Annotated in this window: 12 protein-coding genes; 9 read left to right on the forward strand and 3 right to left on the reverse strand. The window is 49.6% G+C overall.

Annotation, left to right across the window (positions count from 1 at the left end; genetic code table 11):
• The first annotated feature begins 104 nt into the window (after nt 1–104).
• From CLC93_RS15800 to CLC93_RS15830, 7 genes are all read left to right on the forward strand, one after another.
• Nucleotides 105–965: a peptidyl-prolyl cis-trans isomerase gene (locus CLC93_RS15800; protein ID WP_095506955.1), complete on the forward strand. Its 861-nt coding sequence runs from the start codon at nt 105–107 to the stop codon at nt 963–965.
• On the forward strand, nt 965–2008 hold the full coding sequence (locus CLC93_RS15805; protein WP_169903080.1) for a HupE/UreJ family protein: 1044 nt from the start codon (nt 965–967) through the stop codon (nt 2006–2008). Before CLC93_RS15800 ends, CLC93_RS15805 begins: the two co-directional genes overlap by 1 nt.
• Before the next feature lie 179 nt (nt 2009–2187).
• Nucleotides 2188–3792, forward strand: coding sequence for an ABC transporter substrate-binding protein (locus CLC93_RS15810; RefSeq protein ID WP_095506956.1), 1605 nt, complete (start codon nt 2188–2190; stop codon nt 3790–3792).
• Nucleotides 3789–4727 carry an ABC transporter permease gene (locus tag CLC93_RS15815; RefSeq protein WP_245837179.1) on the forward strand — a complete coding sequence of 313 codons (939 nt, stop codon included), beginning with the start codon at nt 3789–3791 and terminating at the stop codon, nt 4725–4727. The genes CLC93_RS15810 and CLC93_RS15815 overlap by 4 nt, the downstream gene beginning before the upstream one ends.
• Entirely contained in the window at nt 4724–5524 is an 801-nt protein-coding gene (locus CLC93_RS15820) for an ABC transporter permease (RefSeq protein WP_095506957.1), read from the forward strand. The genes CLC93_RS15815 and CLC93_RS15820 overlap by 4 nt, the downstream gene beginning before the upstream one ends.
• The gene (locus tag CLC93_RS15825; protein ID WP_095506958.1) at nt 5521–6942 is read left to right on the forward strand and encodes an ABC transporter ATP-binding protein; all 1422 of its coding nucleotides are present in this window, start codon (nt 5521–5523) and stop codon (nt 6940–6942) included. Before CLC93_RS15820 ends, CLC93_RS15825 begins: the two co-directional genes overlap by 4 nt.
• Nucleotides 6943–6952: 10 nt before the next feature.
• Complete coding sequence (locus tag CLC93_RS15830; RefSeq protein ID WP_169903082.1) at nt 6953–7900, forward strand: cation efflux transmembrane domain-containing protein; 948 nt, start codon at nt 6953–6955, stop codon at nt 7898–7900.
• Nucleotides 7901–7988: 88 nt separating this feature from the next.
• On the opposite strand, the gene CLC93_RS15835 is transcribed toward CLC93_RS15830, so the two are convergent.
• Both CLC93_RS15835 and CLC93_RS15840 read right to left on the reverse strand, forming a co-directional pair.
• Nucleotides 7989–8735: a hypothetical protein gene (locus CLC93_RS15835; RefSeq protein ID WP_095506960.1), complete on the reverse strand. Its 747-nt coding sequence runs from the start codon at nt 8733–8735 to the stop codon at nt 7989–7991.
• A 149-nt stretch (nt 8736–8884) separates the two neighbouring features.
• On the reverse strand, nt 8885–9763 hold the full coding sequence (locus tag CLC93_RS15840; protein ID WP_095506961.1) for a LysR family transcriptional regulator: 879 nt from the start codon (nt 9761–9763) through the stop codon (nt 8885–8887).
• 110 nt (nt 9764–9873) lie between these two features.
• Between CLC93_RS15840 and CLC93_RS15845 the strand changes: the two genes are divergently transcribed.
• Nucleotides 9874–11055 carry a carbohydrate porin gene (locus CLC93_RS15845; protein ID WP_169903084.1) on the forward strand — a complete coding sequence of 394 codons (1182 nt, stop codon included), beginning with the start codon at nt 9874–9876 and terminating at the stop codon, nt 11053–11055.
• A gap of 46 nt (nt 11056–11101) precedes the next feature.
• Here the strand turns inward: CLC93_RS15845 and CLC93_RS15850 are convergent, their stop codons facing one another.
• Entirely contained in the window at nt 11102–11878 is a 777-nt protein-coding gene (locus CLC93_RS15850; RefSeq protein WP_095506963.1) for a Zn-ribbon-containing protein, read from the reverse strand.
• Nucleotides 11879–12009: 131 nt separating this feature from the next.
• Between CLC93_RS15850 and CLC93_RS15855 the strand changes: the two genes are divergently transcribed.
• Complete coding sequence (locus tag CLC93_RS15855) at nt 12010–13155, forward strand: acyltransferase family protein (protein ID WP_169903086.1); 1146 nt, start codon at nt 12010–12012, stop codon at nt 13153–13155.
• The last annotated feature ends 75 nt before the right edge of the window (nt 13156–13230 follow it).

Here is a 13230-nt window from a genome sequence, read left to right on the forward strand (position 1 = left end):
GAAAGGAAAAAGTAGCGAAAACTATTTCTACTGAATTGCGCCTTGTGGATCCAAGTTTTGCAATCCGGTCTGGGTCAAACGCCCATCGAAAGAAGGTAACCACTGTGAATTCTGAAAAGTCGACACAATCGCCACTTGCAAGCTCATTCAGTCAGCTCATTAAAGAGCCTCTGGTTCATTTCATCGTACTGGCCACCCTACTTTTTGCAGCCAACGAAATGGTTGCAGCGGACAGCCGCGAACCACTGGTTGTGGATCGCATGACCCAAGAATATCTGTTCAAAATGGAACAGAGCATGAAAATGCACAATCTAACTGGCGACGAGAAAGACGCCATTGTTGAGAAGTTTGTGCAAGAAGAAATTTTGGTTCGAGAAGCGCGTAAGCTCGGGCTCGACAACAGTGGGCAAATCCGTAAATTGCTCCAACAAAACATGCGTTTCTTCTTCAAAGAAGACATGCCAAAGGCCAGCGATGAAGCGCTTTTCAAGTTCTACACCGAGCACAACAATCGCTTTACCTCGCCTACTATCAGTAATTTTGACCAAGTGTTCTACATCGAAAAAGAGAGCATTCCACAAGATTTGATGGAGCAACTGAACGCCGGTGCTGACCACCGTGAGTTTGGTGATGTAAACCCACACTTTACTTATCGCTTGACCCATGTGCCGGATCGCGAGCTAATTGCCACCTTTGGTCAGGAAGCTGCCAAAAAGCTAATGGATACCGAAAATCCTCAATGGTACGGCCCAATTGAGTCGGATTCTGGCTGGCACTACCTACGTCTAAACGCACGTAAGATAGGTCAAGCGCCAGCGTTTGAAACCATCAAGCCATGGGTTCAAGCTCAGTGGGAATCGTACGAGCAAAGCCAGATCATGCGCAAAGTCATTGAAGATGCACGTGAAAACTACGCAATTCATGTAATGCCTACGTCAGAGGGTGACAACAAGGAGGCTGAATAATGCGCCATTTAACGCCTTTTCGAGTTATCCAACTACTGATATTGGTCGGTTTGCTGGGGCTGGTATTCTCGACGCCGGCGAGTGCTCATACCTTGGGAGTGGACAAAGCTGAACTCAGCGAAATCGCTCCAGGTGAGTACAAGCTTGCGGTTACTACTCCGGCTGAAATCGCTTTTTATCTTGGCGCGCCAGAGTTACCAGAGCGCTGTGAGTTTATTGACTCGCCAGGCGGTGAAACTACCGCCTCTGGCATTCGCTTTAGCTTTAAGTGTTTAACCCCGTTAACCGGTAATGACCAGTTTATTCTGCCATGGGAGCGCGAGGGAGTAATGCTTACGGTTAAGTGGTTTGAAGCGGATACAGTAACCCGCTTGAACAGCCGCACCAGCGATCACATTGTCATCGATCTCGGTGAGTTTAACGGCGCCTCTGGTGGGGTTATTCCGGCGGCCAAACGCTATATCAAGCTTGGTACCGAGCACATTTTGATGGGATTGGATCACCTGCTTTTTGTTCTGGCCCTATTGTTTGTGGTTCGCGGCGGATGGCTATTGGTAAAAACCATCACCGCCTTTACTGTTGCCCACAGTATTACGCTGGCTTTGGCGACCTTTGGCCTGATAAAACTTCCGGCTGAGCCGGTAGAGGCCGCCATCGCGCTGTCTATCGTGTTTATGTGCGCCGAGCTCTTGTATGCCAGAAACGGTCGCAAGGGCCTGACCTATCGCTTCCCATGGGTGGTGTCTTTCGCCTTCGGTCTGTTGCACGGTCTAGGCTTCGCGGGTGCCCTGATGAACATAGGTTTACCTCAAGCGGAAATCCCATTGGCGCTGTTGTTCTTCAACGTAGGCGTCGAAATAGGCCAACTACTGTTTGTTGGGGTGTGTTTGGCGCTAGCCTACGCGCTGCGCGAAACCCTTAATCGCAGCAAAGACAGCCGCGTATTCATCAATGGCGAATTGACCCTAATTTACGCCATGGGCACCTTTGCCACTCTGTGGACCTTTGAACGCGTTTACTTAGTATTCAATCCACTAGGATAAATCTATCCAACCTTGCCTAACCTCACAAACTTTTGTTTCTAATGGGGTTAGGCTCTTTTTCTTGTGTCTTTCCGATATTGCATAGCATCAATTTAGCAATCGCTTAATATGGCGGCCATTGTGATTTCCACGTTTTCTTTTTTATTTGCTAGCGCAATTGGCTAATTAGGATTTCTTATATGCACAACGCTCCTGACTTTTCTGCAAAATCCTCTCGCAAAGGTTTGGTGGCTATCGTCGCCGGCCTCGTTGGCGTACTGGGAACTACCTTGTATTTACTCGCTGATGGGCAACACCACGACCGCCCGACCAAAGCCAATACTGTATCAATTGCCGCCGCTATGGAGTTCACTACTCAACAGCCCTCGCAACACGGCTATATCTACTCACGTATGGGCGTGCTAGAAACCTTGTTGAACGTCAACGAACAAGGTCAGCTAACCCCTGGCTTAGCCACAGATTGGCAAGTCAGCGAAGATGGCAAACGCTGGCAATTCACTTTGCGCCCCAATGTGTTTTTCCACGATGGCAGCAAAATGACAGCACAGGCGGTGGCCAAGTCCCTACAACATGCAGTGGACACCCATGGTCCCTTAGCTGAAGCCCCAATCGTTCGAATTACCGCAGAAGGCACTGATTCAGTGACGGTTTGGCTTGAACAGCCTTACAGCCCGCTAGGCGCGCTTATCGCTCACTACAGCGCAGGTATTGTGGCCAGCGGTGCTTTCGACAAAGACGGCTTTGTTCACCAACTGATTGCGACAGGCCCCTATCAAGTATTTGAGTTTGAGCCACCCCATAAACTGGTGGTTGAGCGCTTTGACCAATACTGGAAAGGGCCCGCGAGCATTCGTTTTGCAAGCTACTTGACAGGCCACCGCTCAGAGAGTCGCGTTTTACAAGCCAAAAGCGGACAAGCGGACATAGTGTTTGGTCTTGAGCCCTCAAGCTTGCCGCAGATCCGCAATGCGAAGAATGTCGTCTTGCACACAGACCCTATCCCACGAGCGATTTCGATCAAACTGAACGCGGGTCTGCCGCAGCTCAAAGACGACAGGGTTCGCCAAGCCTTGCATTTAGCCATCGACCGCAAAGGGATCGCCGAGTCCATTTTCCGCACGCCAGGTGTTGAAACCGAACAATTACTGCCTGCGGCTTTTAGCGATTGGTACCTAACCGACTTAAGCTCAGCTGCTGATGCGAAAGACAAAGCGGCAAAACTGTTAGACCAAGCCGGTTGGCGAATGGGTGCCCAAGGCATGCGCGAAAAAGACGGTCAGCTACTGCGTCTAACCATGATCACCTACGCCGATCGCCCCGAACTTACGATTGTCGCTACCGCTATTCAGTCACAATGGGCGGAAATTGGAGTCGACTTGGGAATTGATGTTGTCAACTCCTCAGGCATACCTATGGGCCATCAAGACCAGAGCCTTGAAGTGGCGCTAATGGCGAGAAATTACGGCTTTATTGCTGATCCTCTAGCCACCATTATTGCCGACTTTGCCACCAAGTCTGACGGCTCTAAAGGTGGCGATTGGGGAGCGATGAACTGGAGTAGCAGTAAGCTGGATAGCCTGTTAGGCAAGCTTCCACTAACCAGTGATCGCGACGAGTATCGTCAAATGGCCCAGGAAAGTGCGCAAATCATTCATCAAAGCTACTCAGTATTGCCTGTGGTCACCTACACCCAGCAATCGGCAGTGAACGAGCGCATTAAGGGTTTTAGTTTCGACCCGTTTGAACGTTCGTATCGTTTGGAACAACTCGAGATTGCCCAATGATTAAGCAAATATTGTTGCGCCGTTTTTGGCAGCTAATCACTGTGGTTTGGGGTGTTGGTACCCTCACCTTTGTGCTGTTACGCAGCTTGCCTGGAGATATGGCTTATCGCATCGCCGCTGGACGTTTTGGCTACGACAATGTCACTGCAGGAGCTGCCGATATGGTTCGCGCGGAGCTTGAGCTAGACCTACCTGTGTGGCAGCAGTACTTCAATTGGCTATGGGATTTGCTGAGCTTTAATTTAGGCACCTCTATGGTCAGTGGCGGTCCTGTCATCGCCGAAGTGCAACACCAGTTGGGGCATTCAGTGCTGCTGGCTTTTGTCGGCGTCACTATTTCTCTATTGATAGCCATCCCACTTGGTTTGGCCGCTGCTCGCTATGGTGGTTGGCTCGATCGTATCAGCCTTGTGGTTTCTACTGGCATTCGAGCCATGCCGGTGTTTTTAATTGGCTTGGTATTCGTTCTGATCTTCGCGCTTGAGTTGAATTGGTTCCCAGTTGCAGGCTTTGGCGAAGCGAAGTTCTTAGTATTGCCAGCCATCAGTTTGGCGGTTGTGCTCGCAGCGACATCTAACCGAGTCATCAGAGATGCTGCTTTGGCCGTCTTTCGAGCGCCTTACTACCAGTTTTCACAGGTAAAAGGACTCTCCCGCTGGCAGACCTTTGTCCGCCATGGCATTCGCAATATGTCTGTACCTGTTGTGGCCTTTATGGGGATCCAACTGATTACTGTTATCGAAGGGATCGTGATGATCGAGTCATTGTTTAGCTGGCCAGGCATTGGCCACGGTTTGGCTCACGCCATCTTCTCTCGTGATATTCCTGTCATTCAAGGCGCCGCACTTTGCATGGGCGTGATGTTTGTAATGCTTAACACCCTTGTTGATATCGCTTGCGCCAAACTCGACCCACGCCAGGAGGTGAAATCATGATAGTAAAACACCTAACGGCTATGAGTCTTAGCCAGAAAATAGGGCTTGGTTTGCTGCTGGCCTTGGCGAGCTTCGCAGGTCTTGAGCCACTGCTGTCTCAATACTCTCCTTACACTCAGGACTTGTCCAACGTACTCGCCGCGCCAGGTGAGGCTCACGTACTAGGTAGCGACCAATTTGGCCGCTCAATGCTGGCCAGACTGGGAGAAGCGGTTCGCTTGTCTTTTGGTTTGAGCATTATTAGCGTGCTTACCGCAGCGGCTATTGGCACAGGCCTTGGCGTTTGGGCGGCATGGGCCGGCGGCCTAGTCGATAGAAACATCCACATTGTGGTAAACATTTTACTAGCGCTTCCTGGTCTTGTGGTGGTGTTGCTGTTTGCCGCTATTGTGCCCGGCTCGTTTTTCATCATTTATCTCGCCATCGCTTTGGTGCAGTGGATTGAATATTTTCGTGTGGTGCGCGCAATCACTCTATCTAGCCTGAGCGCTCCAGAGCTCCAGGCGTCGGCCATGTTGGGTTTTGGCCCTTGGTACCTATTTAAACGCCACGTTTGGCCTAAATTGGCTCAACCAATCCTGACCCTAGCCGCCTTTGGCGCGGCCCATGCAATTTTGACCATGGCATCGATTGGCTTTGTCTACGTTGGCTTGCAGCCGCCTACCGCTGAGCTCGGGTTAATGATTGTTGAACTCTTCCCCTACTACCACGAAGCCCCTTGGGCCTTGGCACAACCTTTAGTCGTTGTCGCCGCAATGGTGCTTGGCTTTAACTTGCTAGCAGGAAAATCATCATGAGCGCACTAATTTCAGTAAAAGACTTGAGTATTCACGCCCAAAACGTCCAGCTTTTGCAAGCTTTAGATCTGGAGCTATTCCAAGACCAACCGCTGACGATTTTGGGCGAGACTGGTGCCGGTAAGAGTTTGCTAGCACAAGCCATTATGGGGTTACTGCCCGAAGGTCTAACTCACACGGGCGAAGTGTGGGTTAAGGGACGCTCGCTCAATCAGTCGAGCGCAGAACAGTGGCAAGCCCTGTGGGGACGAGAGTTGGTGATGTTGCCACAAGAGCCATGGCATGCCTTAGACCCTTTAATGCAATCTGGCACCCAAGTCGCCGAGGTTTACCAGACCCTACACGGCATGGACTATCAGCAATCCAATCAACAAGCTTGGCAGGATCTTGAGCGAGTCGAACTGTCCAACGCCTACTTCAAACGCCCAGGCCAGTTGTCTGGTGGTATGGCGCAACGTGTCGCCATAATGGCGGCCACAGTCGGTGGTGCCAACATAGTGCTCGCCGACGAGCCAACCAAAGGGCTGGACAGCCGTCGTCGCGACGATGTGGTGCGCCTGCTCAAAGCCAGAAGCCAAGGTGGCGGTTTACTGACCATTACCCACGATGTCAGTGTGGCGCGCCAATTGGGTGGCCGCATAATGGTGATTAAACAAGGGGTGCTGGTTGAGCATGGCGATGCCAAAAGCGTATTAGAATCGCCGAAGTCAGATTACGCCAAATCGCTGATCGCTGCCGATCCGTACAACTGGCCTGTTGCAGAGAAGGCTCAGGATTTGTCACCGCAACTCACGGTTTCCAACCTAAGCCTCAAGCGAGAAAATCAGCCGCTGTTTGAAGGCCTTAGTTTTGAACTGTCTACCGGTGAGGTGTTGGGCCTTATTGGTGAAAGTGGCTGTGGTAAAAGCAGTTTGGGCGATGCTCTGCTTGGGTTGTTGAAACCCTGTGCTGGCAAGATTGGCTACTTACAAGCGGGTGATAAAACCTCTCGCCTTAAGCTTTATCAAGATCCTCCAGCGGCCTTTAGTTCGGCTGTCACCCTTGGGCAATTGTTGGATGATCTCGTTGCTTTGCACCAACTAAATGCCAACGACATTGGACCGCTAATGGAGCGATTAAAGTTAAGCCCTAGCCTGCTTGAGCGCACCAGTCAGCAAGTTTCGGGCGGTGAGCTGCAGCGATTCGCTATTTTGAGAACCATGCTGATGCAGCCCAAGTTCTTGTTTGCCGACGAGCCGACTTCGCGCTTAGACCCGATTACCGCAAAAGAGGTGACCGAGTTATTGGTAGAACTAGCAAGAGAACGCGGTTGCGCTCTGATACTGGTTACGCATAACCCCGAGCTTGTCTCCAAAACCTGTGACAAGGTCATCGACCTTACCCACTATTGTCCAACTAAATTTGCCAAGGTCGGCTAAGGAGCTAAGCGTGTTATTTAAAAACTTAACCGAACGCCAGTACCTGCTGCTCGCGGCTGCCGGTAATTTGCTGGTGGGTATTGTTGGTCTTGTAGTGGCGTTTGCCAGTGATTCTGAAGCTATTTTGTTAGACGGTTTATTCAATCTAACTTATTTCGTCAGTAGCTTGTTCGCTATCAAGATTGCCGCTTTGCTCGCTGCTGGCGACAACGACAAGTATCCCTTGGGATACGGCTATTTTGAGCCTTTGATTAACGGCTTAAAAGGTGTGCTGGTGTTTGGAGTAGCCTTAATGGCTCTGTTCAGCTCGCTATTCGCCCTTTTTGATGGCGGTCGTGTAGTCGACCCTGAATTGGCTGTTGGTTATGGCGCTTTTGCGACACTCATTGGTTGGCTGGTTTTCGCTTTTACCCATGTGGGACATAAGTACACCGACAGCCCTTTGGTAAAAACCGACAAAGAAAACTGGCTCATCAATGCACTGATCTCCAGTTGCGTTTTAGTGGCATTTGCCGGTATCCATTTACTGAACACTCTGGGTTTACCTGAGTATGCCCCATACGTTGACCCGGTTGTGGTACTGACTGTTGTGGTAATTTCGCTTCCCGTGCCATACAAGATGGCAAAGTATGCGGTTTTGCAGCTGCTGAATCGAACCCCAGATGTGCATCTAGTAGACAGTGCAAAAACAGAGATCGTTGAAACTTTGGATGGGCTTGATGTTCAAGCTTTGTACGTTCGAGTCTTGCAACCCGGGCGCTCGCGGATGGTCATTGCTCAAGCGGTTGTCGCTCCAACAGCCGACTTATCGCTCGCTCAGCAAGATAAGTTGCGTTTAAACGCCTACCAAAAGCTCAACCAGGCGCATCCACACACGACTTTGGATCTGACCTTCACCTTTGATAGTGGTTGGGGTTTGCCTAAGTCGCAAGGTGGTTACTTCGGTCTAGCCAGTTAAATTGACGAAGGGTCTCGGCGGTTTGCGCATGCCCCCACAAACAAAAAAAGCACCCATTCGGGTGCTTTTTCAATTTGTAGCTCAAGCTCTAGAAGTAGATGGAGTACTTCAACCAGCCAACGGTGTCATCTTTTTGTTTTTGACCCAAGGTAACTGTTTTGTTGGCTACCGTGTGCTCAACTTTGACTTCAAGTGCTGACCATTCGTTCAACATATAGCCACCACCAAGTTCAATTTGCAGCGTGCCAGCGTCAAACTTGTCGCCTTCCAGTACTTCTTCACGCTTGTTGGTTGCGATGGTATAGCGCGGGTTCAAATACAACCAATGGCCTTCGTCAAAGGCATACATGGCAAAAAACGCCGGTTGGATGATGCCTGTCTGATAGGTTTCACTGCCAGGGATCTTGTACTTATCCTGCTGAACACCGGCGTTTAACATAGGGAAAAACATGAAGTTGTCGGTGATTTGCATCTTGTACATCAGACCAGCTACCGCTTGAGTGCTGTCGATATTTTGATTGTGAGTGCCAATCAAATCAACACTGGCACCTAGACCATCGTTCACGTAAAAGTAGCGGGCGCGATAGTTGATACCCTTGCTGCCGTCACCCTTCTTGGCATCCTTGTATTGGCTGGTCAGATCGGCCATTACAACGTTTTTGCCAGCACCGTAGATCAAGTTACCTTGAACCGCATTACTATTCGAAACAGACACACCAACGGATTTGTACACAGCAGTTGGATCGCCGTAGTTGATGTCTTCTTTCTTCTCTTCTGCAAGCGCATTTGCAGATAGCAAAGCCAAGCTAACGGCTGATGCTAGTTTCAATTTCATGGATGTTCCCCTGATAGGTCATTCCATGACGTTAAAATCGGTGATTCCAGTTTCAGCCGAAGAGTTCGGCGGCACTATACAGCAACATTAGCATTGCCTTAAATCAGCGAGCGTTGGAATTTTCGAAAGGTCGTTTTACTTGCTGGGGATTACACCATGGATGTTCGTACTACATCCAAAACTTCAAGGATTACAGGGTGTTCCTTATTGTCTCTACGCCAAATAAGACCGCACTCGACCGACTGGGACAACTCGTCATCAAGCGCAATCTCTACCATTATTCCCAACTCTAGTTCCGAGGCCACTAGGTCTCTGGGAATTCGCATCCAGAAATGTCCTGACAAGGTAAGTTTGTAAGCTGTGATAAACCCATTGACCCGCCAAGCTTTACTGCTGAGCCTGTCTTTGGCTAAGTCTTGCTTATAAGGCTCGGTAAATGAGACCTGACGATGCAGAGTTAACTCGGACAAACTCACCGAACTTTGGCTAGCTAAAGGATGTTCGGGAGAGCAAACCGTTAACCACTGGGTTGGTTTTAGAGGTTGGAAGTCTATCTCTTCTGGTAACAACAGATGGCTGAAAACTAAACCGACCTGAGCTTGACCGTCAATCACGTTTTGCAGGGCTGAAGCAGAACTTCCACTCCAGATATGAATATTGGTTTCTGGAAACTTCTCTATCAAGCGCTCGATTAAGGCTTTGTCATCGCCCAGTTGCACCTGAACTTCCCCAGCTAGAACAAACTCGCTAACCATGTTTGGGGTGAGACGGTTAGCAATCTCGCCAAAGTACTCAAAGCGCGACAGAATCAGTTTAGCTTCGTTTAACAACATCTCACCGGCGCTGGTTAGCCGAGGCTCGCGTTGGCTTCTATCAAACAAAACGAGGTTTAAGTCGATTTCAAGGTTGGCAATGGTTTGACTAACGGTTGCCTGGGAGCGCTTCAACCGGCGTGCAGCTTCAGAAAAAGAGCCAGACTCAGCAGCGCAAACCAAAGTCTCTAGCTGTAATCTCGTCGGCGTATTCATCTTATTCCTCCTGCGCTTTTCCAAACTATAGGTTTTCTCTATAGGTATTTCATTACCCGCTAATGTTTAAGCCTCATACAATGGCGCCAATTTTTTCGAGGGCGAACGTGATGAGATTGAAAACCCGTGGATTAGCGGCCCTAACCGCTATGGCGTTGCTATCAATACCCAGCGCTGCGACTTTTGCTAACGAGGCAAAAAAGGAGCTGAAAGAGAAAGGGATAGATCTCAGTATGAGCTACACCAACTTTGCCTACGACTGGCAAAGTGACAATGGCGCAAAGCCTAGCCAAAACGGCGGTCGTGGCGACATCAATGTCACTATTGATGGCAAAGCCATAGGCCTGTGGGATGGTTTCTCTGTCAACGTGAATCAGATCTTTTTGCACGGGCAGAACAACTTTAATCGCACCATGGGACAAAACGATGTGATCATGTCACCTGTGTTGGGCATGACCTTCCCTCGCGAAAATGAAACCTCTGCACACGTCACACAGCAATTTGGCAAGCGCGTTGCTGTGATGGCGGGTAAGTTCGATATGATCAAAATGGCGTCAGCCACGCCCCTAGTTGGCGGCGGCGGTCTATCGACTTTTTCAAATATGGCGATTGCTGCGCCCATTAGTGGGATCGTATCACCGTTCAGTACAGGTGCAGTGTTAAGCGTTCAAGGTGACAAAGCCAGCTATACCTTTATGGTTTACGATCCACGCAACACTCAAAACAGCAATCGCGTGCTGGACCACACCTTTGAAGATGGCACCTCTGGCATGGCCAATATTCGCGTACCGGTAACAATTGGTGGCAAACAGGGTTATCACAGCATCACGGCCAATGTCAGCGACTATAAAGGGAAAGATATTCGCGGCACTGGTGAGATGAAAAAACGTCGTTGGTATGCCGCCTATGACGTCCAACAGTATCTCTTTCAAAATAAAGACGACCCATCGAAAGGCTGGGGCGTGTTTGGTCGAATCGCTCGCTCAGACGGTAACCCAACGCCAGTACTTGGACACCTGATGGTAGGTATAGGTGGCAACAGTTTCATCAAAGGCCGCAGCGACGATTTATGGGGTGTGGCTCACGCCCACTACGAAATGAGCAAAGACTTTAACTACAAGGTAACCGAGCCACGTAATTTGCTTCGTCCAGAGCAAGTGACTGAGGCGTATTACAATGTAGCGGTGTTGAGCTGGTTGCGAGTCACGGCAAACTTTCAGCACATTCGCCCAGCGTTTAACCTGCGCAAGCCAGATACTGTGATTGGTATTCGCACTCAGATTGTGTTTTAGCGCTAACAAAGCCCTCGACTGTGTTCGAGGGTTATTTGTATTCGGCCTACTGAAAATCCCAACTGAGGTTACTAACTAAGCGGCAAGCGTCACACTTGAATGCCAGAATATCAGCAACGCTTTGCTCTAATCGCCAATCACCGCCACAGCTAGGACAAGGTCGATTCTGCTCTGACTCCTTGTCGCTACCACCAACTCGATACAGGTAGTAATAGGTGGGAATCCCGCTTCGCTCCTCGATAGCCTTGGCAAGGGTCTGCCCCATTACGCTTAATTGCGAATCGTGGTTACTGATTTCTTTAACGGCTTGGCGCTCAATAGTGCTGAGCTCTCCGTTCATTTGCAGCTCGTCTGCGGCACTCCAGGCCTGTTGCCAACGCAGTATTGGCTGGTAGTCGCCGGTTTCTAGTACGGGTAACTTATGCAACGGAATTGGCGCAAAATGCTCACCACAGCGCAAGGGCGAACAGGTGCTTAGAAACGAAGTGTAGAGTACCTGCCAATCGGGATTAGTGCAGGGATCGGCGTGATCTGAATGTAAATCGATACCGAGATTTTTGACTTGCGGGGTGAGTATGCCCGCATCATGTAGGCCTTGTAACGCCCGTTTAACCGGCTCGGATGCATTGTTGGCATGAAGGCTTTCGGGCAAGGGCGTCACCACTCGAGTGACAAAAACGCCCTGCTCCATTCTTGTGGGAAACTCGCGCCCAAGGATCTGGCCGTTATATCTTAAAGCATCCAAATATTTACCTATGGCCAAATCCACTTCTTGGATCAAAGCGTCTCGATAGCATTCAAACTGTATGGTCGCGCAGTACATAGACTCGTTTTTCAAAAGGCCGGTTGAACATTATCGCTCTTAGCCCCATGGATTTCCAAGCGATTGAAAGGAAAAGCAATGGTATCGGGTCTAAGTTAAGTACTCACCCTACGCCGATCAAAGGACTGACTATGTCTGATGAGCTAAGCCAACGCATCGCAGTGACCCGTTTACTGATGATCCTAGGCTTAGTACTGCTTCATTTTGGCGCTTTCCCCGGCACTGACATCAACCCTTTTAGAGGCGTCCAGAGCACCGATGGCTGGCAAATGCAGGCGCTTAATAGCAGTGTGCTCTACTGGTTTTTTGGGGCCGTGCCACTGCTCAGCATTGTGTCGGGTTATTTGTTTTTTTATCAGCAACCGCGACAGTTCCAGCGAAAACTGAAGAATCGTTTAACCAATCTGGTGCTGCCCAGTCTGGTTTGGATTGGATTGTGGCAGATTTTGATTAACACGGGTTACACGGTCAACCTAATTGACGATGGCGGTGGTTATTTAGCGAGAGCCCAAGGCGAGCTTCACATCACTTTGGCCGGCGCGCTCTGGAGTTTGTTTGACGGTCCAGCGCAACACGTGGCTCAGCAATTTTGGTTCATTCACGACCTTATTTACACCTTACTGCTAAGCCCCCTTCTGTACTGGTGCATAAAACGAGTCCCCAAACTGTTCTTAGTGGCCTTGGGTGCTGCTTGGTTAACTGGTATCGATGTGCCCATCTTTTACCGACTAGACGTACTCTTGTTCTTCAGTTTAGGGACCGCATTAGCGCTGCATAAAGGCGGTCAGCAGAAATTAGCCTGGTTTGTGTCAAAACCCGTGTTCATCCTTGCTGTATTGGTTACCTGGTTACTGATTTTGGCTAGAGTCTTCTACCCTCTGTTGATAGACAAGGCCATACCTTTTGAACACCAATGGGAGTGCATTATCCGCATGGGCGCTGTGATTGCTTTTTGTGGGCTGGTGGTGCGATTGCACCTATGTTCGGCAAAACTCCACGGCGTTTTGGTGCACTTTTCAGGTTTGAGTTTTTTCATTTTTGCCAGTCATTATCCTTTACTCGAGCTGGTAAAAAGAAGTTGGCATAAATTGTTTTACGTCAATTCGAGTATCGAGCAACTGGCGGTCTACTTGTTGACGCCCGTCATTACACTTGGGCTGATTTACGGCTTTGCTTGGCTATTGCACAGCATCACCCCAGGCCTGTTTAGGTTTCTCAACGGGCAACGCGCTTTTCCTATGCCCGTGATGCGCTTTGGGTTGAACCCCGCTAGATAATTCAATAAGTTAGTTTGAAAGTGCATTTTTTAAGCTAGGCTTACACAAGTGGCTCAGCGAGGACGTAAAGAAGCA

It is taken from the genome of Paraferrimonas sedimenticola (genome assembly GCF_002282855.1).
Taxonomy (GTDB): domain Bacteria; phylum Pseudomonadota; class Gammaproteobacteria; order Enterobacterales; family Shewanellaceae; genus Paraferrimonas; species Paraferrimonas sedimenticola.

Bases quoted from the DNA above. Each gene is read 5' to 3' on its own strand.
- CLC93_RS15805 (WP_169903080.1), top strand. From the start codon at position 965: ATGCGCCATTTAACGCCTTTTCGAGTTATCCAACTACTGATATTGGTC.
- CLC93_RS15810 (WP_095506956.1), top strand. From the start codon at position 2,188: ATGCACAACGCTCCTGACTTTTCTGCAAAATCCTCTCGCAAAGGTTTG.
- CLC93_RS15815 (WP_245837179.1), top strand. From the start codon at position 3,789: ATGATTAAGCAAATATTGTTGCGCCGTTTTTGGCAGCTAATCACTGTG.
- CLC93_RS15820 (WP_095506957.1), top strand. From the start codon at position 4,724: ATGATAGTAAAACACCTAACGGCTATGAGTCTTAGCCAGAAAATAGGG.
- CLC93_RS15825 (WP_095506958.1), top strand. From the start codon at position 5,521: ATGAGCGCACTAATTTCAGTAAAAGACTTGAGTATTCACGCCCAAAAC.
- CLC93_RS15835 (WP_095506960.1), bottom strand. From the start codon at position 8,735: ATGAAATTGAAACTAGCATCAGCCGTTAGCTTGGCTTTGCTATCTGCA.
- CLC93_RS15840 (WP_095506961.1), bottom strand. From the start codon at position 9,763: ATGAATACGCCGACGAGATTACAGCTAGAGACTTTGGTTTGCGCTGCT.
- CLC93_RS15845 (WP_169903084.1), top strand. From the start codon at position 9,874: ATGAGATTGAAAACCCGTGGATTAGCGGCCCTAACCGCTATGGCGTTG.
- CLC93_RS15850 (WP_095506963.1), bottom strand. From the start codon at position 11,878: ATGTACTGCGCGACCATACAGTTTGAATGCTATCGAGACGCTTTGATC.
- CLC93_RS15855 (WP_169903086.1), top strand. From the start codon at position 12,010: ATGTCTGATGAGCTAAGCCAACGCATCGCAGTGACCCGTTTACTGATG.